Below are 22,374 nucleotides of genomic sequence, written 5' to 3' on the forward strand. Positions count from 1 at the left end.
ATGTTCGCAATTTTTTTAGGACTAACTCCATTTATATTTATTACTTTTTTAGGGTTTGTATTTGGTAAGTTAAAAGTTTTAGACCTTAGTCATGCTAAAATTTTAAATCTTTTTTTGTTCTATATTGCAGTTCCGGCATTGATAATTAAACTAATATCACAAAATGAAATTGGACAAGTAGATTTCAAACAAATTTTTTCTTATTTAATTATGCAATCGATATGTGGAATTATCGCTTACTTAATTACTTCAAAATATTTTAAAAGATCAATCCCAGAGTCTATAATTTGGGCTTTAACAGTTGCATTATCAAACCATGTGACTTTGCTTTTGCCAATAACAGAAATTTATTTTCAACAAAATGTAATTACACAAGTTGCAAGCATCATATTAATGGATGGGATAATTTTACTATCAATAATTGCTTTCTTTCTTGAACTATCTACAAAACAAAATGTAAATTTATTTAATTTTATTAAAAATTTATTTTTAAACCCATTTATTCTTTCAATAATTATAGGCCTATTATTTTTATTATTAAATTTTAATATTGATCAAACACCGATTGAATACACTTTGTCTAAACTTGCAGCATGTGTTTCACCAGTTGGATTGTTTGCAATTGGTATAATTCTTTCGTTTTATACTAAAAATGTAATTAATAAATTATCTGTTTCTATTTCAGTTTTAAAATTAGTCATTTCCCCAATAATTTTATTGTTAATTGGATTAGTGATTTTTAATGCAGGATTGCCAGCTGAAATTCCAGGTGCTTTTTTTGTGAGTGTTGCGCCCTGCGGAGTTACTTCTATAGTTTTATGTGCTGCTTATAATGTAAGTCCTGAAAATATAATAAAAGCAATTTTTCTCTCTACTATTGCTTCTATAGGTACTATATTTTTTACAATTAAGTATTTAACTCTATAACAATTTATCTAGAGGACTAACTTCCCCAATTTTAAAAATAATTGCATCTTTTTTATTAAAACCATATTTTTCAGCACTATCTTTAAATCTAATTGGGGGTTCCATAATTGGCTCTAATGACAAAACAAATGTTCCCCAATGCATTCCCAATACTTTTTTACTTTTTAGGTCCTGTGCAACATTCAGGGCTTCTTCTGGTGTAGTATGATAAATGGTTTTATCAAACATTGGTTTGAAATTATAAGCACCAATATTAATCATTGTCAGATCTACAGGACCATATTTTTCTCCTAGTTCTTTGTAGATTTCACCATAACCTGTATCACATGCAAATAAAATTTTTTTATTTTTATATTCTATAAGAAAATTACCCCACAAAGTTTTATTTGTGTCTGTTAAACTTCTCTTTGACCAATGAACTGCAGGAAGTAAAGAAATTTTCAAATTCTCATTAATAATTATTTGATCATACCAATCCATTTCATTTACATCTTTATATCCTTTAAAATATTTACCAAGATTTAGTGGAGTTAATACTTTTGCACTCTTAAAAGGAAAATTTCTAATTGTTGACATGTCCTGATGATCGTAATGATTATGAGTTAGTAAAAATATATCCGTTTTAGGTATTTCGTTTAATTTTATTGCAGGATTAGTAAATCTTTTTGGACCAAAGATTAATGGTCCAGCGTTCTTTGAAAATACAGGATCTGTTATAATAGTGGTTTTACCTAATTTTATAAGGTATGTCGCGTGACCTATCCAAGCAATATAATCATTATCTTTATATTTTTCTAAATCAGCTAATACTTTTTCTTTTTCAATCACATGCTCTTTTGGATATGATAAATTAACTTTTTTTCTTAATTTACTGAAAGTTCTATAAGAAAATTTTCCTGACCTAGATATTATAACTGGGGATCCTTTTGGATTCCTAAAAGTACCATCAGGCAAATGATGATAAGGCCTTTCTTTCATATTATTTTTTTTTCTCCATTAACCATAAGCTATTTCCCGCAAGAAAATATATTTTTCCATTTACTGGATGAACTTGTATATCTCTTATTCTACCAATTTTATCTTTGAAAATAATTGTTTCTTCAATTTTAGATGAATTTTGAAAGTTTAATTTTCTCAATGATTTATCTTTTAAAGAAGTAATGAGCGCTTCGCCGTTCCACTCATCAAATTCATTTCCCTTATAAATAGTTATTGCACTTACAGCTATTGAAGGCACCCAATATTGGATAGCTTTAGTAAAACCTGGTTTCCATTTAGGTCCGATCTTTGACCCTGAATAATTCGTTCCACCCCAACCTAAAATTTTCCAACCGTAATTCTCTCCCTTTTTTACTTCACCAAACCAATCACCACCTTTTGCACCATGGTTGCTTGCATAAATTTTTCCATCAAAGAAGGAATAGGTTAGACCTTGAGGATTACGAACACCAATTTGATAAATTTCTGGTAACCAATTTGATTTACCCTCAAACTTAGGGTTATCTTTTGGAATACTGCCATCTAAATTAATTCTGATTATACTTCCTGGGTGACTTGTTGGATCTTGAGCAATCATACCCCCACCTCTTTCACCAGCTGATGCAAAAAGATAATTTTCTTTTATAGCCAGTCTTGAACCGAAATGATAACCAGATTCTATTGGTGGTTCAGCTTGAAATATATTTTCGAAGTCTAAATTTTTTTTATTTAATTTAGCTTTTGCAATTGATGTACTAGTTTTCCAATCCCCTCTATTTTCTGAATAAGAAATCCATAAGTAATTATCTTGGTAAATAATATCTAGTAAACCTCCTTGTCCATGTACAAAATAATTTAAGTTATGTTCAACTTCATAAACTTCTTCAGAAATAATATTTACTATTTTTATTTTCCCAGTTTTTTCTGTGATAATAAGCTCTTCATTACTTATAAAAGATGATCCCCATGGATCACTTAAATCTCCCAATTTTTTAAAAGTAAAATTTTCAGAAAAACTTTTCGATGAAAATAATAAAAAGAAAAATATTGATAAAAAATTTTTTACCACTTTATGAAAGTTTAGATCTACCACCATCTACAGCAATTATTTGGCCTGTAACCCAAGAACTATCGTCTGTTAGTAAGAATTTAGCAAGAGCAGCGGAGTCTTTACCTTCACCTAATCTTTTAAGGGGATGTGCTTTTGCAATACCTTCGGCTATAGCAGTATTTTTTAACATTGGTTCTGCTATTTTAGATTTTGTTAAACTTGGTGCCACACAATTTACTCGTATGTTTGGAGCGAATTCTGCTGCAAGAGAAACCGTCAATCCTTCAACAGCAGCTTTTGTTGAGGCTATGATCGCATGATTGGTAAAACCTCTTTGAGCAGCAACAGTTGAAAATAACACTATTGAACCTTTATTTTTTTTTAAACTTTCCTGATATCCTTTAATAGCTTCTACAGCAGAATAAAGATTAAGTTTCATGCATTTTTGAAAGTCTTGTTCATTTACCATTCTTAATGGTTTCAAATCAATTGAACCGACACAATAAGCTATGCCTTTAATTTCAGAAATATCTGATTTAACTTTTTCTATAAACCCTTCCTCTAAAACATCTGCAACGGTATGTGAGCATCCAAGTTTTTCAGAGACAGAACTAAGTTCACTTTCGTTTCTTCCAACTAAATGAATATCTTTTCCAGATGTTTTTAATTGTTCCGCTAAACTTGACCCAATAGAACCTGTCGCACCAAAAATTACATATTTTTCTGACATCAAAAATTTTATTAGTTATATTTAACTATGAAGTTATTTTTTATACTTGGTAATCAATTATTTCCAACAAAATACTTAGACCGCTTCAAAAAAGACCACCTATTTTTTATGGCTGAAGATAAGGGTTTATGTACTTATGAAAAGCATCATAAACAAAAAATTTTATTATTTTTATCCTCTATGCGTTCTTTTGCAGATGGATTAAGAAAAAACAAATTTAAATTAGATTACTTTAAAATAGAAGATAAAGAATTTAATTATGATTATTTAAAAAAATTAAAAAAAACAATTACACAGAAAAAAATAAAAGAAATTTCAAGTTTTGAAGTAGAAGATAAATTTTTTGAAAAAAAAATTTCACAATTTTTAAAAAAAGAAAAAATACAGTGGAATGTTTTCCAAACTCCAATGTTTTTAAATTCAAGAGCAGAATTTAAAAATTATTTATCGAAATCAAATAAACCTTTTATGGCAACTTTCTATAAAGATGTTAGAAAAAAAACTGGAATATTGATGGGTTCAGATGGTATTCCAATCGGGGGCAAATGGAGCTTTGATGAAGATAACAGAAATAAATTACCTAAAAATATTTCAATTCCTAAATTTCCAAAAATAAATGAAACCAGTCACACAAAAAAATTAAAGCCTATTATTGAAAAGGAATTTAAAACTCACCCAGGGAGTACAAATAATTTTTGGTTTGCAACAGAATACGAAGATGTAGTTAAACTTTTAAATTTTTTTATAAAAGAAAAATCAAACTTATTTGGTGATTATGAGGATGCAGTCGATCAAAAAGATAATATCCTGTTTCATAGCGCATTAAGTCCTTATATAAATTTAGGTATAATTACTCCTGAATTTGTTATTCAAAAAGTTTTAGACTTTCACAAGAAAAATAAAATTAGAATAAATTCTTTAGAGGGTTACATCCGCCAGGTGATTGGTTGGCGAGAATTTATGCGTGGAATTTATCAGTCGTATTCCCAAGAAATGGAAATTGGAAATTTTTTTAAACAACATAGAAAAATGAAAAGTTCTTGGTACGATGGCACAACTGGTCTTCCACCTTTAGATTATGCAATTAAAAATGCAGTTAATTATGGTTGGTCACACCACATTGAAAGATTAATGATCTTATCAAACATAATGAACCTTTGTGAAATAAAGCCAACAATTGTTTATAAGTGGTTCATGGAAATGTTTGTAGATTCCTCAGATTGGGTAATGGTTCCAAATGTGTATGGAATGGGATTATTTAGTGACGGAGGAATTTTTGCAACCAAACCTTATATTTGTGGATCTGCATATTTTATGAAAATGATGGATTTTAAAAAAGGTGAGTGGTGTAACACCATGGATGGCCTTTATTGGAGGTTTATAGATCGAAACAGAAAATTTTTTTTAAAAAATCCTCGTCTATCGATGATGGTAAGAATATTTGATAAAATGAAATCTGATAGAAAAAAATTAATTTTATCAGAAGCTGATAAATTTATTAGACTAAACACAGATTAATATTACTTTTTAACCATATACATTAACAAATTTTTTAAAGTTCTGAATATTTCTAACTTTGGTATTTTAGAAATCCCTTTTTCTCTATCGTAGAAAGTAATTGGGATTTCTTTGATACTAAATTTTTTTTTATTTATTTCAAACAATGTTCCCATAAAAAAACTATATCCAGTTTCCTTAACATTCTTTAAATGAAAACTATTAAGTTTTTTCAAGTTAAAACCCCTATAAGATGTTGTGAATTCATTACATTTAATATTTGAAAAATGTTTTATAACTAAATTACCAACTCTGCTCATAATTAGCCTGAAGCCTTTCATTAAGCATCTACCACCTGAAATGTATCTAGATCCTATTATAAAAGGATTTTCCTCTAAATTTATAACAAAGTTTACTAACTCTTTAGGATCATGAGATAAATCGGCGTCCATTGTAATAAAATAATCGAAATGATTTTTTAGAGCAAATTCATATGCAGTTTTATGAGCTGTATCTAATCCTAATTTTTTTTCTCTTATTATTAAATGTAAATTTTCTACTTTATTTTTTAATTTTTTTACTATTTCATTAGTTTGATCTGGAGAGTTATCATCTATTATTAAAATAGAGCTATCTGGTAAAAATTCTTTAATTTTGAATATTAATTTTTCAATATTATCCTTTTCATTATAACAAGCAGTAAAAACTAATATTTTTTTTTTATTATTCATATTATTTATTCTATATAAGTTACTCAAATATATATGAAAAAAATAAACAATTATCTTAAAATTTATTTATTAATTTTATTAAGTTTTTCATATTTTTTTTTATATATGAAACATCAGGTTATTAACGACTCCACAATATCTGAATGGTTGATTAACTATGAGGGAGGATTTACTAAAAGAGGGCTCACTGGACAAATTGCTGTTGAGTTATCAAGATTTTTTGAAACAAACTTAAGGTTAGTAATTTTATTATTACAAAGTTTAGTTTACACTTTATACTTTTTTTTATTACACAAATTATTAAAAAATCTAAAAAATAACAGAATAGTTTTATTATCAATATTTACACCTATTTTTATTTTATATCCAGTTGCAGAAATCGAGGTTTTGGCTAGAAAAGAAATAATAGTTTTTCTAATTTTGCTTGTCTACTTTTTAATTCCAAGAAATAGTAGATTTAAATCTACTTCATTTATTATTTTTACTTCTTTGGTGATGTTAATTTGGGAACCAATAATCTTTTTTTTCCCATTAATACTTATTTATGAAATTATAGATAATAATATTAAAAAATTCGATTTTAGATTATTAAAAATTTTTATTTTTTTTATTCCTAGTATTTTTATTGCTTTGATAATTATTATTAATCCACTTACGAAAGATGAACATGAGTTAATGGTTTCAGTTTTAAATAGTGAATTTGGTCAAACTTGTTACATGTCGTGTGGTTTATTATCATCAAAATCTACTATAATTCAACAATTTGAGGGAAATTTTGATCGATATTCATTAGAAGTATTTGTCAGGTATATATTGATAATTTTAATTGGTTCATACCCTTTAATTACTTTGATAAAAAATTCATCATTAAAAAATAACAAATTTTATTTAATAAAATATTTAAAAAATCCTTTAAACATTTTTTTTATATGCCAATTACCTGTAATCTTTTTGTTTGCTATGGGATTAGATTGGGGCAGGTGGGTAAATATTATGTACGTTATTTTAGCTTTAATTTATTTTAAATTGTTAAAAGATAATCATATAAATTTGGATTATGAAAAATTAAATAATACTTTTTTTTATAAAATAAAATTTAAAACATTCATTGTTTTTTTTGTTATTTTTTGTTTTAGCTGGAACCCTAAAACAGTTATTACTGGTGATGTTGCATCATTTCCTGGATACAGAATTCCCTATAAAGTCTTTAAAATAATAACAAATTAAACTGTTTTGAAAAAAAATAATCTCCCTTCAAAAATTTGTCCAGTTTGCAAAAGACCATTTACTTGGCGAAAAAAATGGAAGTTGAATTGGGATAGAGTAAAATATTGTTCCAAGAAGTGTTCTAAGCTAAGCTAAGCTTAGTGAATATAATAGTATTACAACATATTAAAATAGAAGACCCAGGTTACATTAAAGATTTAATGTTGGCTGATGGATTTAAACTTACCACTATAGAGTTAGATGCAGGTGAAAAAATACCAGACAATTTAAGTAAATTTAATGGAATGTTTTGCATGGGAGGTCCAATGGATACCTACATGGAACAAGAATATCCTTGGTTAATAGAAGAAAAGAAAAAAATTAAAGAATTTGTTTTAAATTTAAAAAAACCTTATTTAGGTTTTTGTTTAGGTTGTCAGCTTTTAGGAGAAGTGGTGGGCGGAAAAGTGGTTAAATCTAAACCAGCAGAAATTGGTATTATGGATATAAATTTCTCTAATGAAAAAAAGTTAGATAAATTATTTTCTAAATTTCCTGACAAAATTAAAAGTTTACAATGGCATTCTTATGAGGTTCAGGGTATTGAAAATAATAAAGATGTAACTTTATTAGCCTCTTCCCCAATTACAAAGTATCAAATTTTTAAATATCAAAATCATGCTTATGGAATTCAATTTCATATAGAAATAAAAGATAGTACAGTAAATGAATGGGGGTGTGTTCCGGAATACAAAAAAACTTTGGAAGAGCAGTTTGGTAATGATGCATTAGAAAAGTTTGACCAATCTGCAAAAGATAATATGAAAGATATGAATAATTACTCTACAATCCTTTATAATAATTTTAAAAAACTTTTATGAATAATAAAATTTTTGAATGGGCAGGAGTTATAACTGCAATATTGTATTCTTTGTTTGTCGCTTTAAATATAGGCATAGAATTTTTCGGCTTTTGTCTACTGTTATTGTCAGCCATATTAATTGGAATTTGGGCTTATAGAGGTGGTCACAAAGGAATTTTATTTTTGCAATTTTTTTATGCAACTGCCGGAATTATTGGGATGGTTCGTTGGTTTTAATTAAAACTTGAAACTATTTTAGGAATATAATTTTTAAAATTAAAAAAACCTTTATTGCAGTATTGCCAAGCCAATTGGTCAAGATTTCTATATAAAAAATCTATATTTAAATTATTAGAATTTAAAAAATCTAAATTTTCACCTACAGTTGGATACAAACCGTAATAATTTTCATTATTTGTTAATTCACTTATATCTATAATTTGACAATCAATAGATTGATTTTTTAATCTTTGTTCTTGGTCTTGTATTAAATTAAATTTAAATTTCACTAATTTTTCACTGAGTTTTATTGCTCTATTTTCATTTTTATTAGAAACTAGGTAAATTTTCTTAAAGTCGCTTTCCTTAAAGTCAGTGATTTCAAATGAGAGATTATTTTCAAAAATTAAAAGATTCTTATTCTCAATATTTTGTGGGTTATTGAAATCCTGTTTAATTATTTGGTAAGATTTTTCAGATACTTTTGGAGGAGCATTTTCATTTAATTTTATATTTTGAAATCTATTGTTAGTGAATTTTTTAATATTCCATTCATTTGCAAGGTAATGTTTTCCTTGAGTTTGAACTCCAGCCACCCATCGCCATCCAAGAGTATTTGATGCAGCATCTCCATCATAAAGATGTTGCATAAAAAATTCAGCACCTAATTGCCAAGGTAATTCTAAAGTAAAAATCCAAATACTAGCAAACCACATTCTTGTGTGGTTATGTAAATAATTATTTTCTTTTAGCTCGTTTACCCATTCATTAAAGCAATCTATATTTGTTTTTCCCTTAATTGCAGAAAGATAATTTTGATCATTTTGAAATTCATTTTTGATTTGATTTAATTCGACAAGATAATCAGCCCAAACATTTGGTCTAAGTTCTAACCAACCTTTCCAATAAGTTCGCCATAGAACTTCTTGAATAAACTTTTCATTTTTTGAAAAAGAAAATTTACTTAGAGCTTTCTGAATGACTTCTTGTTCATTAATTATTCCATGAGTTATATAAGGTGATAAGCAAGATATATTAGATCTTTTTTCAGGTCCAAAATCAAAATTTCTTAATTTTGAATATTCTCCAAGATTATTCTCAACAAAATTATTTAATTGATTTAAGGCCTTAGCCCTTGAAGCTTCAAATATCATTTTAAATTATTTTGATTTTTTTTTCTTAAGACCTAATTTATCACTATGTCTTAATCTTAAAACAACAATTGCTCCAGCTATTAATAAAATAGCTACTGCTTCATAAACAAGTGCAGTAGGATCCATTTCTTTGCCTTGAAGAATAATAAATCGTGCAAGGGCGGTAATCGCAATAAGAAGTGGTAGGGTAATACTAATAGATTGTTGGTTCCAAAAAACCCTAACCATTGCTAGTACTTCCAAATAAAGAAACATTAAAAGCAAATCTGCTAATGTAACAGATTCATTTAAAAACATGTTTCTCATTTCAATCCCAACAGCAATAACAGTACTGATTAAGATAATAACCATTAATGCTAACTGTAAGTTTTTTGCTATCTTATCCATTATTTATCTTTACTAAAAGGTAACCATTTTTCAATTGCAGATTTTAAGGGACCATCATAAGGGATTGAATAAGAGTTCGGGTTTGGACTTGTCAAAACCTCAATTCCTTTTGAAAATACGAATATAAATACTATTACAAAAACTATGACCATGATTTTAAAAGGATCAAAATTTTTTGTTTGAAAAACACTTGTAGACTTCTCTTCTGCTCTATGGAATTGTTTAAAAGTCGTATAGACGGCAAATATTAAACCTATATGAGCTAAAAAAAGTCCAGCCCATCCAAATGCGAAAGTTGTGTAAGAAAAAACATATAAACTAAAAACAGTAGTCCAAATAAAACTTAAAACTAAAAGAATTTGTAATCTAACTGTTTTAGGAAGTGCGCGTAGATCATTCTTACTATCATCAAATAAAATATTTGCAGCATCTCTCATCCAATTCTTTATTGATTCCATGATCTAAGGATATAATTTTTAGTGATTTAAACAAATGTTAATTTGTCCTAAACGTTACTAAGAACGAAGCTTTTTTTTGTGAAAATTGATAAATCTTTCAACGTTAGATTTATTAAATGACTTATTTTCTTCAAATGAGACTTTTTTCATCGAGTAAGCACTGCTATTAGTAACTCTAGATTGAATTGTAATATTTCCTTTATACAATTTAAGTTTAACTGAGCCATTAACTTTGCCTCTTTTTAAATCTACAATTTTTTGAAGTTTAAATCTTTCTTTTGAATACCAATAACCATTGTAAATTAACTCTGCATATCTAGACATTATCTGATCTTTTTTATGCATAGTTTCTTTGTCTAAGGTAACAGACTCAATTGCTCTATGAGCATCTATTAAAAGAGTCCCACCAGGTGTTTCATACACTCCTCTAGATTTAATACCTAAAAATCTATTCTCTACTAAGTCAACTCTTCCAATTCCATTTTTGCCTGCTATATCATTTAACTTTGTTAATAATTTAGCTGGAGATAATTTTTTTCCATTAATTCCAAAAGGATCACCATTTTTAAAATTAATAGTAACAAAAGATGGTTTGTTAGGTGCTTTTTCAGGAGAAACTGTTCGTTGAAAAATAAATTCTGGAGCGGAATTTTTTGGATTTTCTAAAACCTTACCTTCAGTTGATGTATGAAATAAATTATCATCCACTGAAAAAGGAGGTGCACCTTTTTTATCTTTAGGAATAGCTATGCTATGTTTTTTTGCATAATTAATTAAGTCTGTTCTAGATTTTAGTTTCCAAATTCTCCACGGAGCTATGATTTTAATTTTAGGACCAAAATAATGATAGCCTAATTCAAATCTAACTTGATCATTGCCTTTACCAGTTGCTCCGTGTGAAACTGCATAGGCTTTAAATTTTTTAGCTACTCTTATTTGATCTTTTGCAATAAGAGGTCTTGCTATTGATGTCCCTAATAAATAAACACCCTCATAGATCGCGTGTCCTCTGATCATGGGATAAACATAATCCTTAACAAAAATATCTTTTAGATCTTTAATAATTATATTTTTAACACCAAATTTTTTTGCATTAGTAATAATTTTTTTTCTATCAATTTCTTGTCCAACATCTGCTGTATAACAAATTACATCTGCATCATAATTTTCTTGAAGCCATTTTAAAATTATAGAGGTATCGAGCCCTCCAGAATAAGCTAGAACAATTTTCTTTTTTGATTTCATTCAATTAACTACAAGCTTTTCTTGAAGCGTTATAAGCTTTAGTAAATCCTAATAATGAGTAATGATCAATTGTTTGAGAACCTTGTTGATTGTATCCAGTGATCATAATTCTAGATCCTTTTCTCATTTGTTTGATCATTTTTAATTCGATTTTATTATCTGCAATCCACGCAAAACCTTGTTCTTTAATATCAAATTTAAACTTATTCTTCCCTGAAGCAGCTGTTACAGAATTATTTTTGTTGAATTCATAACCTGGGGTAACACTTACTTCATTTTTTATATTGTCGTTTGGTCTAAATGCTACAAATAATTTTGCATCTCTTTTATTAGTTTTGGGTGCTTGCAAAATAGGTAAAGATTGCGCAAAGCATACTTTACCGTCAGCATCCATTACGACCATTGCCTCCCAATCTTTATATTTACCAATTTTTTTAATTTCCTGAGCTGAAACTTGAACAACACCACTTATAAAAAATATTCCTAACAATATTGTAATTTTTTTAATTATGGACATGGATTTGGATAAATTGTTTGCACATGGTTAATTTCTTTAATGAGATCATCAGATAAGTTTACATTTACACTTTCTATATTTGTTTTCAACTGCTCCATTGTAGTTGCTCCAATTATTACACTAGTCATAAAGTCTTGGATTTCACAAAATTTTATAGCCATCTGACTCATATCTAGACCAAACTTTTCACTAATTTTATAATAATGTTCAACGGCATCCTCAGTATTTGGCTTTCTATACCTTGTCCAGAAATCGAAATCTCTCTCCATTCTTGATCCTTTGGGGAAATTCTTATTTCTATACTTTCCACTTAAATATCCACTCGCTAATGGTGAGTAAGCTAAGCAGCCAATGTTTTCTCTTATAGAAACTTCAGCCAGTCCAACTTCGTAAGATCTATTTAATAAACTATAAGGATTTTGGATTGACATCATTCTTGGCAACTTTTTATCTTTGGATAACTGAAGATAATTTAAAACTCCCCAAGGGGTCTCATTTGATAAACCAACGTATCTAATTTTTCCCTGATCAATATATTTATTTAACTCTGCAAGAACATCTTCAAATTTGTTCCATTCATTTTCCTTATGAACATAACCAAGTCTTCCAAAATTATTTACATTTCTTTCTGGCCAATGAAGTTGATATAAATCTATATAATCAGTTTTAAGTCTTTTAAGACTGTAATTTAAAGCAGTTTCTAAATTTGGACCTGTAAAACTATTTTCTCCATTTCTTAAGTAATCCCTTGCTGGGCCAGCAACCTTTGTTGCAAGAATGACTTTGTCTCTTTTTTTTGTTTTTTCAAACCACTTACCAATTATTTCTTCAGTATCACCATAGGTTTCTTTTCTAGGAGGTACTGCATATAATTCAGCAGTGTCCCAAAAGTTTACTCCTTGATCTAAAGCAAAATCCATTTGTTCAAATGCTTCAAGATCAGTATTTTGCTCACCCCACGTCATAGTACCGAGACAAATTGTACTTACTTTGATATTGGTATTACCTAAATTTTTGTAATTCATTAGAAATATTAAGTTAAATTTTTGTTAATCTTTTAAGGTATCTTGAATAATTAGTAAAAGAATATATATATTACACATTATGGAATTTGATAAAAACGGAATACTAAATAGAGCAAAAGCAGCACAACAAACTGCTGCTGTGATGGATGAAGGCTTAAGAGCCTACATGCTAAAAGTTTATAACTACATGGCAACAGGTATATTGCTAACTGGAATAGTAGCACTGTTAACATTCAAAATGTCTGTTGTTACTAATGATGCAGGTTCAATCGTTGGTCTAACGCAGATGGGGAATGCAATTTATTTGTCAGGTCTTAAGTGGCTTGTAATGCTAGCACCTCTGGGCATTGTTTTTTATATGAGTTTTGGAATTAATAAGATGAGTGCATCAAAGGCACAAACCACGTTTTGGGTTTTTGCAGCTTTGATGGGTCTATCTTTATCTTCAATATTATTGGTTTACACTGGAATGAGTGTAACTAGAGTTTTTTTCATTACATCTGCAACATTTGGAGCAATGAGTATCTATGGATACACAACTAAAAGAGATCTTACAAAATTTGGATCATTTTTAATGATGGGTTTAATTGGAATAATTATAGCTTCAATTGTTAATATCTTTATGAAATCTTCTATGATGTACTTTGTGATTTCAATTTTAGGTGTTTTAATATTTGTTGGTTTAACAGCTTATGACACTCAGAAGATCAAAAATATGTATGTTGCGTCAGACTCTGGAGAGTTAATGGGCAAGAAAGCTGTAATGGGCGCTTTAACTTTATATCTAGATTTTATAAATCTATTTATAATGTTGCTAAGATTATTTGGTCAAAGAAGATAAATTTATTTTTGAAGTTTCTTCCAGTTGGTATTTTTTAATAAAATTCTAAGATCGTAAGAATTTTTTAGTATTTTACCACTCGTGTCAGTAATCAAATATTTAAGATTTTTATTCTTAGGCTTAAAGTTTTTACAAATTTTATAAAGGGCATTTTCAGTAGCATTTCTAAAAACACTAAACCCCACTTGTTTACTTGAAATACTTAAACCGTAATCTTTCCAAGAACCTTCAGAAACCATCTTGGCATATAAGTCTAATATAAATTTTAGCTCATTTTTTTCAAAAAAGTGTTTTTCCTCAATTTTATTACGAGGATTATTTACTACTAATTTTAAATTACTACGCATCAATCTTATGTTTATTAATTAATGGTATTTGGAACCCTGTGAATATTATTGTGATTGGAAGCATTCCCCACACTTTAAAATTAACCCAAAATTCTTCTGTTTGTGTTCTCCAAATAAATTCATTTAATAAAGCAAGACCAAAGAAAAAATACATCCATCTTTTATTAAGAATTTCCCATCCAATATCAGTTAGTGGAATAGATTTACCCATAATTTTTTTAAGAATTGGCTCATTGGTAAAATATTTCCCAAAAAACAATGCAAGAGCAAACATAATATTAATGATTGTTGGTTTAAGATAAATAAATATAGGATCATTAAAGTAGATAGTTAATCCACCAAAAAAAGTAATTAAAATTCCACTCACCAAAGGCATTGGAGGAATTTTTTTTTCAAAAAACCAAACCACTGCTAATGCAACTAAAGTTGCAACTATCAATGGAGGTATTGCTACTGATAAATTTTTACCACTATTGTAATAATAGAAAAAAAATATTGCTAAAGGACCAAAATCAGTAACAAATTTTAAAAAAGATTTATTCACCAAAAAGATATTAACATATTTGCCACATCACAAAACATTTATATTTTTAGCATTGATTTTTATTTTTAAATACCCATACTAAGATTAATGCCAGTTCAAAAAGCCAAATTTTCAATTGGAGACATTGTAAAGCATAAACACTTTGAATTTAGAGGTGTGATTTATGATGTTGATTTTGAATTTAATAATTCAGAAGAATGGTATCAATCTATTCCAAAAAATGTGAGACCAAGAAAAGATCAGCCATTTTATCACCTATTAGCAGAAAATGATGAAATAACTTATGAGGCTTATGTATCAGAACAAAATTTGCTAATGGACGATTCTGATGAGCCAATAAAACACCCTTTAATTGAGGAGATTTTTTCAGGCAAAAAAGGGTCTAGTTATTTTAAGCTCTCGAATTAAGGCAACCATCATTCAACCACATTTAGTTCAAATCTAGGCCATATAAATTAGCTATATTTTTAGCATCTTCTGGTCAAGAGTGTTAAACGTTAATTTCAATCTTATTATCTCCCCTCTGCATTCTTGATCAGAAAACTATTTCATAATAGAAATCTCCAAAATAAATTCTAAATTAAAATATGTTTAAACTTTTTGAACCTAATAAGATTTTCAAAATTACGTCAAAAGCACCTAAGTACGTTTTATTTTTGTTTATTGTTGTATTAACTGTTGGTTTAGTTGAGGCATTAATTATATCTCCTGAAGATTATAAACAAAGTGATGCAGTTAGGATTATGTATGTTCATGTTCCTGCCGCTTGGATTTCACTTGGAATATTTTCTTCTATAACTTTGTTATCTATTTGTGGTTTTGTATTTAGAAATAAAAACTTTTTTTTAATTTCTAAAAGTTTAGCTCCTTCGGGATTTGTTTTTAATATTATTGCTTTAGTTACAGGATCAATTTGGGGAAAACCGACTTGGGGAACATGGTGGGCTTGGGATGCAAGAATTACTTCAATGCTAATATTAGCTTTGTTCTATGCAATGTATTTAATTGTATGGAGAATTTATGATAAGGAAGAAAAAGTCTATAAGATTTCAACTTTTATAACTATTTTAGGAATTATTAATGTTCCAATTATAAAGTACTCAGTTGATTGGTGGAATACACTCCATCAACCTGCATCTATTAATATTTTGTCAAAAAGCTCAATTCATTCATCAATGCTTTACCCATTATTGATAATGACTGCGGCATTTGCTCTTTTTTCATTGTTAATTTTCTTAATGAAATATAATACAGAACTGATAAAAATTAAAAATAAAGGCTTAGATAGATTATGATAAATGAATTACTTTTTATGAATGGATATGCAGCGTATGTGTTATCTGCTTTTAGTTTTACCTTATTAAGTTTCCTAGGTTTATATTTGGTAACTAAAATGCAATTTGTTAAAGAACAAAACAAATTTGTTGCTAAATTTGGGTCACTTACTACCGAGCAAGCTGATTCTGCAAAATCACAAAGAATAAATAAAGAAATTTTAGCAAACGCAACAAATAATTAACTTTTAAACCATGTATGGTCGAAAAGTTAAATTAAGATTTCTGTTTGTAGTAATAGTCTTAATTACTTTAATTTTAACAACATTTTTGATTTTAAAATCATTAGAAGAAAATGTTGTATATTTTCAATCTCCTTCTGAAATAAAATTACTTACTGAAATAGACAAAAGCAAAATAAGAGTTGGTGGAATGGTTAAAAAAAACTCTATTTCTATAAGTTCAAATGAAGTTAATTTTATAATTACTGACCTTAAAAATGAAATAAATGTTACTTATTTAGGAGCAGTACCAAATTTATTTGCTGAAGGAAAAGGGGTTGTAGCAGAAGGTTTTTTAAAAGATAGAAACTTTTTCTCTGCAACAAAAATTTTAGCAAAGCATGATGAAAATTATATGCCACCAGAAGTAAAAGCAGCGTTAGGGGAAAAATAAATTGATCTATAGTCTTGTTGGATATTATTCGTTAATATTAGGATTAATTATTGGATTATCGTTATTTTATTTTTCATATAAAAATTTTAATAATCCAAACATATTAGATACCAAAATATTATCATTTACGTTTTTACAATTATTTTTTGTTGTCATAAGTTTTTTATGTTTAATCTTTTCTTTTGTTTTTTCGGATTTTAGTAATGAAACAGTATTTAATAATTCTCACACTACTAAACCATTATTTTACAAAATAAGTGGAACTTGGGGGAACCACGAAGGTAGTTTATTATTGTGGTTACTTGTTTTAACTTTATTTATTTTCATCTTTTTAGTACGAACAAAAAATCAACCAGTAAAATACAAAATTTTAACTTTAGTTTTTCAACAAATAATAATCATTGGATTTTTTTTATTTTTAATCAAAACATCAAATCCATTTAATTATATTTTTCCAATTCCTACTGAAGGTCTTGGATTGAACCCAATTTTACAAGACCCAGCTTTAGCAATTCATCCACCTATTCTATATTTAGGCTATGTTGGTTCTTCAATCATTTTTTCATCTGTCTTGGCAGCAACAAGTTTAAAAATTATTTCTACCAGTTGGGCATCGCATATAAAAAAATGGATCTTAATTTCTTGGATATTTTTGACTTTAGGAATATTGCTCGGATCAATTTGGGCTTATTATGAATTGGGATGGGGAGGTTTTTGGTTTTGGGATCCAGTCGAGAATGTTTCTCTAATGCCGTGGCTAGCATTAACCACTCTTTTACATTGCATTTTAGTATTAGAGAAAAAATCTATTTTAAATTCATGGGTAATAATTCTCTCTATTGCGACATTCACATTAAGTATGTGTGGAACATTTTTGGTAAGATCAGGGATATTAAATTCAGTTCACACATTTGCTAATGATCCTGAAAGGGGTTTATTTATTCTTGTTTTTTTATTCATTTTGATTTTTTTATCTATTTTAATTTTTTTCTTTTTTCACAAAGATAATGACAAAAAATCTTATAATTTTTTTTGGTTGAGCAAAGAAACTTCAATATTAATCAACAACTGGTTTATGATGTATTTTTTATCAGTTGTATTAATAGGTACCGTATATCCAATTTTTTTAGATGTAATTTCTTCACAAAAAATATCAGTTGGTCCTCCATTTTATCATAAGTTAATGATACCATTTTTAATTCCTTTTTTACTTATGATGGCGATTGGTCCAAAATTAAAATGGATAAAATCTCAACTTAAAGATAAGATTTATTTAATTTCTTTTTTTATTATCTCAATTTTATTAGCTTTTTTAATATTAAAAAATTTTAATAAAAATATCTTAATTAATACAATTTTGATATCGAGTGCACTATATTTATTCTTTATTACTTCGAGAGATTTTTTTGTAAAAAAATATAAAAATATTTCACAAAATATTGCTCATTTTGGATTTAGTTTATTAATCCTAAGTATTTTATTTAATAATTTATTTGCAAGTGAAATTATAACGAATCTTAAAGTTGGTGAAACTTATGAAAATTCAAAAACCAAGATAGTTTTTGAAAGTGTTGATCAGAAAAAAGAACAAAATTATAATGCTATTATTGCAAATTTTTCCATCAGCAATCTGAATGGCGAAAAAGATAGATTTTCGCCTGAGTTGAGAATTTATAATCAACCTGTAATTGCCACAAGTGAAGCTGATATTAAAACAACTCTTATGTCAGATAAATTTATTGTAATTAATCTGGTTCAAAACCAAGATTTTTTCAATGTAAGATATCAAGTTAAACCATTTATGATATGGATTTGGTTATCAGTAATTCTAATATGTTTTGGAGGTATTGTTAGCTTTTTACAAAAAAGATGATGAAAAATAAAATTTTACCTTTTTCAGTTATTATGATTTTTGGAACAATATTTTTTATTTTTTACAAAGGTCTAGAAGATTCAAAAATATATACGCCTGAAGTGAATACAAAAAAAGAGATACCAGTGTTTAATACTAAGGAATTTTTTTCTGGAGAAAATGTGAAATCATCAAGTATCTTTGAGTTAGATAAGATTTATTTATTAAATATTTGGTCATCTTGGTGTGTTCCATGTCGACAGGAGCATCCTTTTTTGATGAATTTAAATTTAGATAATAAATTAAATATTATTGGGTTGAATTATAAAGATAGTTTTAAAAATGCAGAAAATTTTTTAAAAGAGCTAAGAAACCCTTATAAAGAAATATTTATTGATTTAGATGGTACAATTGCAATTGAGTGGGGAGCATATGGGGTTCCTGAATCATTTTTAATTTATAATAATAAAATTATTAAAAAATATATTGGACCTCTTAACCAAGAATTAGTTGATGAAATTAAATTATTGATAAAATGAAATTTTTAAAATTTTTTTTAATTTTTATAATATTATTTACTTTAAGCGGTGTTAATGCTGAGGATAATGACAAAAGAAATAAAATAACTAAAAATTTAAGATGTCTTATATGTCAAGGTCAATCGGTTTACGATTCAGACTCTGAATTTGCGAACAGTTTAAAAATTGTAGTTGATAAAAAGCTTCAAGAAGGTCTTTCTGAAGATAAAATTTATGAATATTTTAAAACTAAATATGGAGAATGGATACTTTACGATCCTGGTTTAAATAAAAATACATATATTCTTTGGTTATTGCCGATATTGATATTTTTAATCGGAGGTGCAATAATCTATAAAAGCTTTATAGTTAAAAAATAAATTAGTTAGTGATGAAATTAAAAAAATTTTTAATCAATCTGTTAATGATCACATTCGCATTTTCTTCGATTGCAGACGAAAAAGTTTTAAAAGATCAAAATACAGAATTCAGTGTTTACACAGGAATGTTTGATTTTAGCGATGATGGAAAAAAATCAACTTTAATTGGTTTTCAACATCAAAATGAAAATTTAAATAGAGATACTTTTTTAGGAAATCTTTCTCCTATAACTGGATTTTTATTTACAGCAGATAATGCAGGATATTTTTATACAGGCGTCCAGGCCCAATATAAATTAGGGGTATTAAATTTAACACCAAGCTTTACACCAGGAATATATCATGAAGGAGATGGTAAAGATTTAGGACATTTAATAGAATTTAAAAGTGAATTGCAAATTTCACTTGATCTGTCTAAAACAAGTGAATTAGGTTTTTCCTACAATCATATATCTAATGCAAGTCTAGGAGATAAAAATCCTGGGGCAAATAGTTATATGTTTAATTTCTTTAAAAACTTTTAAAAAAGACACATCATGAATATCAATGACTGTTATAATTTTGATGATTTTCGAAAATTAGCTAAAAAGAAATTACCGGCTCCTATTTTTCATTACATTGACGGTGGAGCGGATGATGAAGTCACTTTGAAAAGAAATACAGATGCTTTTAATGACTGCGATTTAGTTCCCAATATTCTTAATAGTGTTGGCGAGCCAGACTTAACCACTTCTGTTTTTGGTAGAAAAATTGGTATGCCTTTATTTTTATCTCCTACTGCAATGCAAAGTTTGTATGATCCTGAGGGCGATAAAGCCTCTGCAAGAGCTGCAGAGAAGTTTGATACAATTTATAGCATGTCGACAATGGCATCTTTTTCAATTGAAGAGGTTGCAAATGTTTCTAGTGGGCCAAAACTTTTTCAACTTTATATTCACAAAGACAAATCAATAACAGATGATTTAATCGAAAGATGTAGTAGGGCTAATTTTGATGGCATGTGTATTACTGTCGATACACTTGTTGCAGGAAATAGAGAAAGAGATCATAGAACTGGTTTTACAACACCACCAAAATTTACTTTGGATAGTTTAATAAGTTTTGCAATGAGACCAGGATGGGTTTTCAAATATTTTACTAATAAAAAATTTGAATTAGCAAATATTAAAAACAAAACTGATAAAGGTACTAATATTGCAAAATCAGTGATGGATTATATCAATGAACAATATGATCCAGCAATGAACTGGAAAGATGCCGAATACTGTATTAAAAAATGGAATAAACCGATGGCACTTAAAGGGGTAATGTCAGTTGAAGACGCTAAAAGAGCAATTGATATTGGTTGTACGGCAATTATGATATCAAATCATGGAGGTAGACAACTTGATGGATCAAGATCTCCATTTGATCAAGTTAAAGCAATTTCAGATGCAGTTGGTGATAAACTAGAAATTATTCTTGATGGTGGTGTGAGGCGAGGAACACATGTTCTTAAAGCTTTAGCAGCAGGAGCAACAGCATGTAGTTTTGGAAAGGCATTCCTTTTTAGCTTAGGTGCTGGTGGACAAAAAGGTGTTGAAAGACTTTTAGAAAACATGCAAAAAGAAATTAGAAGAAATATGATTTTAATGGGTTGTAAGTCTGTTAAAGACCTTGATGCGTCAAAAATAATATATAGAGACTAAAAGATAAGAATTTTTACCATTTATTTGATAAATTAAATTTTCAAACTAAATAGACAAAAAACTAATTTTCGTTTAGTTTGGCGACTTTGAATTTAAATTTATTATGGAACTTGCAAAATCATTAAATAGACTTGGAACTGAAAGCGCTTTTTCTGTTTTAGCTGAAGCAAAAAAACTTGAAGCGCAAGGAAAACCTATGATTCACTTAGGGCTAGGTCAACCAGATTTCAAAACTCCAAAGCACGTTGTCGAAGCAGCAAAAAAAGCTTTAGATGATGGCCATCATGGATATGTGCTGTCAAACGGAATTTTAGAATGTAGACAGTCAGTTACTAGATGGATAAAGAAACGATATAGTGCAGATGTAGATCCTGAAAGAATTATTATTATGCCAGGTGGTAAACCAACAATGCATTATGCAATTCAGTGCTTTGGTGAGCCAGGAGCAGAGATAATTCATCCAACCCCAGCTTTCCCTATTTATGAATCAATGATTAATTATACTGGTTCTACTGCAGTGCCTTACGATCTAACTGAAGATAAAGATTTAAAGTTTAGTGCAGATAAAATTTTATCTCTAATTACTGATAAAACTAGATTATTAATTTTAATAAATCCAAACAACCCTACTGGAAGTTTTGTAGAAAAATCAGAAATAGACAAATTAGCTGAAGGTTTAAAAAAACATCCTCACGTGACTATTTTAAGTGATGAAATTTATAGCAGACAAATTTTCGATGATAAGGAAATGCCAACATTCTTTAATTATCCTGAGTTAAGAGAAAGACTAATTGTTTTAGAGGGTTGGAGTAAAGCTTACTCAATGACAGGTTGGAGACTTGGTTGGAGTTTTTGGCCAGAAAATTTAGTTGAGCATGTAAATAAATTATTAATTAATAGTGTCTCATGTGTAAATGCTGCCGCTCAGTTCGCAGGTATTGCTGCTTTGGATGGACCTGATGACTCAATTGACGAGATGATGGAAAAATTTACTTTGAGAAGAAAATTAATTCATGAAGGCTTAAATAGTTTACCAGGTGTAGAGTGTAGTTTACCCGGTGGAGCGTTTTATGCATTCCCTAAAGTCATTGGAACGGGTATGGACGGCTCAGAATTTTGTAAAAGAGCAATGCATGAAGCCGGTGTTGCTATCGTTCCGGGAACAGCTTTTGGACAAACATGCAAAGATTATGTAAGATTTAGCTTTGCTGCTTCAAGAGATAACATTTCCAACGCATTGGAAAATATCAAAAAAATGTTAGGTTAAG

The 22,374-nt window shown here is 28.2% G+C and carries 29 protein-coding genes; 17 read left to right on the forward strand and 12 right to left on the reverse strand.

The annotated features are described in order from the left end of the window. Positions 1 to 927, forward strand: coding sequence for an AEC family transporter (locus tag ACTT9L_RS05970; protein WP_440928400.1), 927 nt, complete (start codon positions 1 to 3; stop codon positions 925 to 927). On the opposite strand, the gene ACTT9L_RS05975 is transcribed toward ACTT9L_RS05970, so the two are convergent. From ACTT9L_RS05975 to ACTT9L_RS05985, 3 genes are read right to left on the reverse strand one after another with little or no spacing between them, the layout of a single operon-like run. Next, a complete protein-coding gene (locus ACTT9L_RS05975) occupies positions 922 to 1,905 on the reverse strand; it encodes an MBL fold metallo-hydrolase (protein WP_440928401.1) in 984 nt (327 codons plus the stop codon). The genes ACTT9L_RS05970 and ACTT9L_RS05975 overlap by 6 nt on opposite strands. 1 nt (position 1,906) lies before the next feature. After that, positions 1,907 to 3,001 (reverse strand): PQQ-dependent sugar dehydrogenase, encoded by a 1,095-nt coding sequence (locus ACTT9L_RS05980; protein ID WP_440928402.1) that lies wholly within the window; start codon positions 2,999 to 3,001, stop codon positions 1,907 to 1,909. Further along, complete coding sequence (locus ACTT9L_RS05985) at positions 2,976 to 3,686, reverse strand: SDR family NAD(P)-dependent oxidoreductase (RefSeq protein ID WP_440928403.1); 711 nt, start codon at positions 3,684 to 3,686, stop codon at positions 2,976 to 2,978. Before ACTT9L_RS05985 ends, ACTT9L_RS05980 begins: the two co-directional genes overlap by 26 nt. A 27-nt stretch (positions 3,687 to 3,713) precedes the next feature. Between ACTT9L_RS05985 and ACTT9L_RS05990 the strand changes: the two genes are divergently transcribed. After that, a complete protein-coding gene (locus tag ACTT9L_RS05990; RefSeq protein WP_440928404.1) occupies positions 3,714 to 5,204 on the forward strand; it encodes a cryptochrome/photolyase family protein in 1,491 nt (496 codons plus the stop codon). Between the two features lie 2 nt (positions 5,205 to 5,206). On the opposite strand, the gene ACTT9L_RS05995 is transcribed toward ACTT9L_RS05990, so the two are convergent. Continuing rightward, positions 5,207 to 5,914, reverse strand: a complete 708-nt coding sequence (locus ACTT9L_RS05995) for a glycosyltransferase (RefSeq protein WP_440928405.1) — start codon at positions 5,912 to 5,914, stop codon at positions 5,207 to 5,209. A 33-nt stretch (positions 5,915 to 5,947) separates the two neighbouring features. Here ACTT9L_RS05995 and ACTT9L_RS06000 point away from each other — a divergent pair, with 33 nt between their 5' ends. Genes ACTT9L_RS06000 through ACTT9L_RS06015 form a run of 4 tightly spaced genes read left to right on the forward strand, consistent with a single transcriptional unit; the run spans position 5,948 to position 8,219 of the window. Beyond that, positions 5,948 to 7,141, forward strand: coding sequence for a hypothetical protein (locus ACTT9L_RS06000; protein ID WP_440928406.1), 1,194 nt, complete (start codon positions 5,948 to 5,950; stop codon positions 7,139 to 7,141). Between the two features lie 6 nt (positions 7,142 to 7,147). Further along, on the forward strand, positions 7,148 to 7,276 hold the full coding sequence (locus ACTT9L_RS06005) for a DUF2256 domain-containing protein (RefSeq protein WP_440928407.1): 129 nt from the start codon (positions 7,148 to 7,150) through the stop codon (positions 7,274 to 7,276). A gap of 5 nt (positions 7,277 to 7,281) precedes the next feature. Continuing rightward, on the forward strand, positions 7,282 to 8,001 hold the full coding sequence (locus ACTT9L_RS06010; protein ID WP_440928408.1) for a type 1 glutamine amidotransferase: 720 nt from the start codon (positions 7,282 to 7,284) through the stop codon (positions 7,999 to 8,001). Next, positions 7,998 to 8,219, forward strand: coding sequence for a hypothetical protein (locus tag ACTT9L_RS06015; protein WP_440908485.1), 222 nt, complete (start codon positions 7,998 to 8,000; stop codon positions 8,217 to 8,219). Before ACTT9L_RS06010 ends, ACTT9L_RS06015 begins: the two co-directional genes overlap by 4 nt. Here the strand turns inward: ACTT9L_RS06015 and ACTT9L_RS06020 are convergent. Genes ACTT9L_RS06020 through ACTT9L_RS06045 form a run of 6 tightly spaced genes read right to left on the reverse strand, consistent with a single transcriptional unit; the run spans position 8,216 to position 12,987 of the window. Then, a complete protein-coding gene (locus ACTT9L_RS06020) occupies positions 8,216 to 9,355 on the reverse strand; it encodes an FAD-binding domain-containing protein (RefSeq protein ID WP_440928409.1) in 1,140 nt (379 codons plus the stop codon). The genes ACTT9L_RS06015 and ACTT9L_RS06020 overlap by 4 nt on opposite strands. Positions 9,356 to 9,361: 6 nt before the next feature. Further along, on the reverse strand, positions 9,362 to 9,742 hold the full coding sequence (locus tag ACTT9L_RS06025) for a phosphate-starvation-inducible PsiE family protein (protein WP_440928410.1): 381 nt from the start codon (positions 9,740 to 9,742) through the stop codon (positions 9,362 to 9,364). Next, the gene (locus tag ACTT9L_RS06030; protein ID WP_440928411.1) at positions 9,742 to 10,200 is read right to left on the reverse strand and encodes a hypothetical protein; all 459 of its coding nucleotides are present in this window, start codon (positions 10,198 to 10,200) and stop codon (positions 9,742 to 9,744) included. The genes ACTT9L_RS06025 and ACTT9L_RS06030 overlap by 1 nt, the downstream gene beginning before the upstream one ends. A gap of 57 nt (positions 10,201 to 10,257) precedes the next feature. After that, positions 10,258 to 11,445, reverse strand: a complete 1,188-nt coding sequence (locus ACTT9L_RS06035) for an argininosuccinate synthase (RefSeq protein WP_440928412.1) — start codon at positions 11,443 to 11,445, stop codon at positions 10,258 to 10,260. Positions 11,446 to 11,449: 4 nt separating this feature from the next. Then, positions 11,450 to 11,962, reverse strand: coding sequence for an invasion associated locus B family protein (locus ACTT9L_RS06040; RefSeq protein ID WP_440928413.1), 513 nt, complete (start codon positions 11,960 to 11,962; stop codon positions 11,450 to 11,452). Next, positions 11,953 to 12,987, reverse strand: coding sequence for an aldo/keto reductase (locus tag ACTT9L_RS06045; protein ID WP_440928414.1), 1,035 nt, complete (start codon positions 12,985 to 12,987; stop codon positions 11,953 to 11,955). Before ACTT9L_RS06045 ends, ACTT9L_RS06040 begins: the two co-directional genes overlap by 10 nt. A 79-nt stretch (positions 12,988 to 13,066) precedes the next feature. Here ACTT9L_RS06045 and ACTT9L_RS06050 point away from each other — a divergent pair, with 79 nt between their 5' ends. Continuing rightward, complete coding sequence (locus ACTT9L_RS06050; RefSeq protein ID WP_440928415.1) at positions 13,067 to 13,828, forward strand: Bax inhibitor-1/YccA family protein; 762 nt, start codon at positions 13,067 to 13,069, stop codon at positions 13,826 to 13,828. Positions 13,829 to 13,830: 2 nt separating this feature from the next. On the opposite strand, the gene ACTT9L_RS06055 is transcribed toward ACTT9L_RS06050, so the two are convergent. Both ACTT9L_RS06055 and ACTT9L_RS06060 read right to left on the reverse strand, forming a co-directional pair. After that, positions 13,831 to 14,175, reverse strand: coding sequence for a DUF2794 domain-containing protein (locus ACTT9L_RS06055; protein WP_440928416.1), 345 nt, complete (start codon positions 14,173 to 14,175; stop codon positions 13,831 to 13,833). Beyond that, on the reverse strand, positions 14,168 to 14,719 hold the full coding sequence (locus ACTT9L_RS06060) for a septation protein A (protein WP_440928417.1): 552 nt from the start codon (positions 14,717 to 14,719) through the stop codon (positions 14,168 to 14,170). Before ACTT9L_RS06060 ends, ACTT9L_RS06055 begins: the two co-directional genes overlap by 8 nt. An 87-nt stretch (positions 14,720 to 14,806) precedes the next feature. Between ACTT9L_RS06060 and hspQ the strand changes: the two genes are divergently transcribed. From hspQ to ACTT9L_RS06110, 10 genes are all read left to right on the forward strand, one after another. Continuing rightward, positions 14,807 to 15,127, forward strand: a complete 321-nt coding sequence (hspQ, locus tag ACTT9L_RS06065) for a heat shock protein HspQ (protein WP_023854596.1) — start codon at positions 14,807 to 14,809, stop codon at positions 15,125 to 15,127. Positions 15,128 to 15,306: 179 nt separating this feature from the next. Beyond that, entirely contained in the window at positions 15,307 to 16,014 is a 708-nt protein-coding gene (gene ccmC / locus ACTT9L_RS06070) for a heme ABC transporter permease CcmC (RefSeq protein WP_440928418.1), read from the forward strand. Then, positions 16,011 to 16,238 carry a heme exporter protein CcmD gene (locus tag ACTT9L_RS06075; RefSeq protein ID WP_440928419.1) on the forward strand — a complete coding sequence of 76 codons (228 nt, stop codon included), beginning with the start codon at positions 16,011 to 16,013 and terminating at the stop codon, positions 16,236 to 16,238. Before ccmC ends, ACTT9L_RS06075 begins: the two co-directional genes overlap by 4 nt. Positions 16,239 to 16,248: 10 nt before the next feature. Then, positions 16,249 to 16,668 carry a cytochrome c maturation protein CcmE gene (ccmE, locus tag ACTT9L_RS06080; protein WP_440928420.1) on the forward strand — a complete coding sequence of 140 codons (420 nt, stop codon included), beginning with the start codon at positions 16,249 to 16,251 and terminating at the stop codon, positions 16,666 to 16,668. A gap of 1 nt (position 16,669) precedes the next feature. Further along, a complete protein-coding gene (locus ACTT9L_RS06085) occupies positions 16,670 to 18,541 on the forward strand; it encodes a heme lyase CcmF/NrfE family subunit (protein ID WP_440928421.1) in 1,872 nt (623 codons plus the stop codon). Beyond that, positions 18,538 to 19,059 carry a redoxin family protein gene (locus tag ACTT9L_RS06090; RefSeq protein WP_440928422.1) on the forward strand — a complete coding sequence of 174 codons (522 nt, stop codon included), beginning with the start codon at positions 18,538 to 18,540 and terminating at the stop codon, positions 19,057 to 19,059. Before ACTT9L_RS06085 ends, ACTT9L_RS06090 begins: the two co-directional genes overlap by 4 nt. Then, positions 19,056 to 19,418, forward strand: coding sequence for a cytochrome c-type biogenesis protein (locus ACTT9L_RS06095; RefSeq protein ID WP_440928423.1), 363 nt, complete (start codon positions 19,056 to 19,058; stop codon positions 19,416 to 19,418). The genes ACTT9L_RS06090 and ACTT9L_RS06095 overlap by 4 nt, the downstream gene beginning before the upstream one ends. Positions 19,419 to 19,462: 44 nt before the next feature. Next, complete coding sequence (locus ACTT9L_RS06100) at positions 19,463 to 19,942, forward strand: acyloxyacyl hydrolase (protein WP_440928424.1); 480 nt, start codon at positions 19,463 to 19,465, stop codon at positions 19,940 to 19,942. A gap of 12 nt (positions 19,943 to 19,954) precedes the next feature. Continuing rightward, the gene (locus ACTT9L_RS06105; RefSeq protein WP_440928425.1) at positions 19,955 to 21,106 is read left to right on the forward strand and encodes an alpha-hydroxy acid oxidase; all 1,152 of its coding nucleotides are present in this window, start codon (positions 19,955 to 19,957) and stop codon (positions 21,104 to 21,106) included. Between the two features lie 103 nt (positions 21,107 to 21,209). After that, positions 21,210 to 22,373, forward strand: a complete 1,164-nt coding sequence (locus ACTT9L_RS06110; RefSeq protein ID WP_440928426.1) for a pyridoxal phosphate-dependent aminotransferase — start codon at positions 21,210 to 21,212, stop codon at positions 22,371 to 22,373. The last annotated feature ends 1 nt before the right edge of the window (position 22,374 follow it).

Origin of the sequence: Candidatus Pelagibacter sp., from assembly GCF_052049675.1 — a bacterium.
Taxonomy (GTDB): domain Bacteria; phylum Pseudomonadota; class Alphaproteobacteria; order Pelagibacterales; family Pelagibacteraceae; genus Pelagibacter.

What these genes read in the sequence shown, in the direction of transcription:
- ACTT9L_RS05970 (WP_440928400.1), top strand. Translation starts at nt 1, where the DNA reads ATGTTCGCAATTTTTTTAGGACTAACTCCATTTATATTTATTACTTTT.
- ACTT9L_RS05975 (WP_440928401.1), bottom strand. Translation starts at nt 1,905, where the DNA reads ATGAAAGAAAGGCCTTATCATCATTTGCCTGATGGTACTTTTAGGAAT.
- ACTT9L_RS05980 (WP_440928402.1), bottom strand. Translation starts at nt 3,001, where the DNA reads ATGGTGGTAGATCTAAACTTTCATAAAGTGGTAAAAAATTTTTTATCA.
- ACTT9L_RS05985 (WP_440928403.1), bottom strand. Translation starts at nt 3,686, where the DNA reads ATGTCAGAAAAATATGTAATTTTTGGTGCGACAGGTTCTATTGGGTCA.
- ACTT9L_RS05990 (WP_440928404.1), top strand. Translation starts at nt 3,714, where the DNA reads ATGAAGTTATTTTTTATACTTGGTAATCAATTATTTCCAACAAAATAC.
- ACTT9L_RS05995 (WP_440928405.1), bottom strand. Translation starts at nt 5,914, where the DNA reads ATGAATAATAAAAAAAAAATATTAGTTTTTACTGCTTGTTATAATGAA.
- ACTT9L_RS06000 (WP_440928406.1), top strand. Translation starts at nt 5,948, where the DNA reads ATGAAAAAAATAAACAATTATCTTAAAATTTATTTATTAATTTTATTA.
- ACTT9L_RS06015 (WP_440908485.1), top strand. Translation starts at nt 7,998, where the DNA reads ATGAATAATAAAATTTTTGAATGGGCAGGAGTTATAACTGCAATATTG.
- ACTT9L_RS06020 (WP_440928409.1), bottom strand. Translation starts at nt 9,355, where the DNA reads ATGATATTTGAAGCTTCAAGGGCTAAGGCCTTAAATCAATTAAATAAT.
- ACTT9L_RS06025 (WP_440928410.1), bottom strand. Translation starts at nt 9,742, where the DNA reads ATGGATAAGATAGCAAAAAACTTACAGTTAGCATTAATGGTTATTATC.
- ACTT9L_RS06030 (WP_440928411.1), bottom strand. Translation starts at nt 10,200, where the DNA reads ATGGAATCAATAAAGAATTGGATGAGAGATGCTGCAAATATTTTATTT.
- ACTT9L_RS06035 (WP_440928412.1), bottom strand. Translation starts at nt 11,445, where the DNA reads ATGAAATCAAAAAAGAAAATTGTTCTAGCTTATTCTGGAGGGCTCGAT.
- ACTT9L_RS06040 (WP_440928413.1), bottom strand. Translation starts at nt 11,962, where the DNA reads ATGTCCATAATTAAAAAAATTACAATATTGTTAGGAATATTTTTTATA.
- ACTT9L_RS06045 (WP_440928414.1), bottom strand. Translation starts at nt 12,987, where the DNA reads ATGAATTACAAAAATTTAGGTAATACCAATATCAAAGTAAGTACAATT.
- ACTT9L_RS06050 (WP_440928415.1), top strand. Translation starts at nt 13,067, where the DNA reads ATGGAATTTGATAAAAACGGAATACTAAATAGAGCAAAAGCAGCACAA.
- ACTT9L_RS06055 (WP_440928416.1), bottom strand. Translation starts at nt 14,175, where the DNA reads ATGCGTAGTAATTTAAAATTAGTAGTAAATAATCCTCGTAATAAAATT.
- hspQ (WP_023854596.1), top strand. Translation starts at nt 14,807, where the DNA reads ATGCCAGTTCAAAAAGCCAAATTTTCAATTGGAGACATTGTAAAGCAT.
- ccmC (WP_440928418.1), top strand. Translation starts at nt 15,307, where the DNA reads ATGTTTAAACTTTTTGAACCTAATAAGATTTTCAAAATTACGTCAAAA.
- ACTT9L_RS06075 (WP_440928419.1), top strand. Translation starts at nt 16,011, where the DNA reads ATGATAAATGAATTACTTTTTATGAATGGATATGCAGCGTATGTGTTA.
- ccmE (WP_440928420.1), top strand. Translation starts at nt 16,249, where the DNA reads ATGTATGGTCGAAAAGTTAAATTAAGATTTCTGTTTGTAGTAATAGTC.
- ACTT9L_RS06090 (WP_440928422.1), top strand. Translation starts at nt 18,538, where the DNA reads ATGATGAAAAATAAAATTTTACCTTTTTCAGTTATTATGATTTTTGGA.
- ACTT9L_RS06095 (WP_440928423.1), top strand. Translation starts at nt 19,056, where the DNA reads ATGAAATTTTTAAAATTTTTTTTAATTTTTATAATATTATTTACTTTA.
- ACTT9L_RS06100 (WP_440928424.1), top strand. Translation starts at nt 19,463, where the DNA reads ATGATCACATTCGCATTTTCTTCGATTGCAGACGAAAAAGTTTTAAAA.
- ACTT9L_RS06105 (WP_440928425.1), top strand. Translation starts at nt 19,955, where the DNA reads ATGAATATCAATGACTGTTATAATTTTGATGATTTTCGAAAATTAGCT.
- ACTT9L_RS06110 (WP_440928426.1), top strand. Translation starts at nt 21,210, where the DNA reads ATGGAACTTGCAAAATCATTAAATAGACTTGGAACTGAAAGCGCTTTT.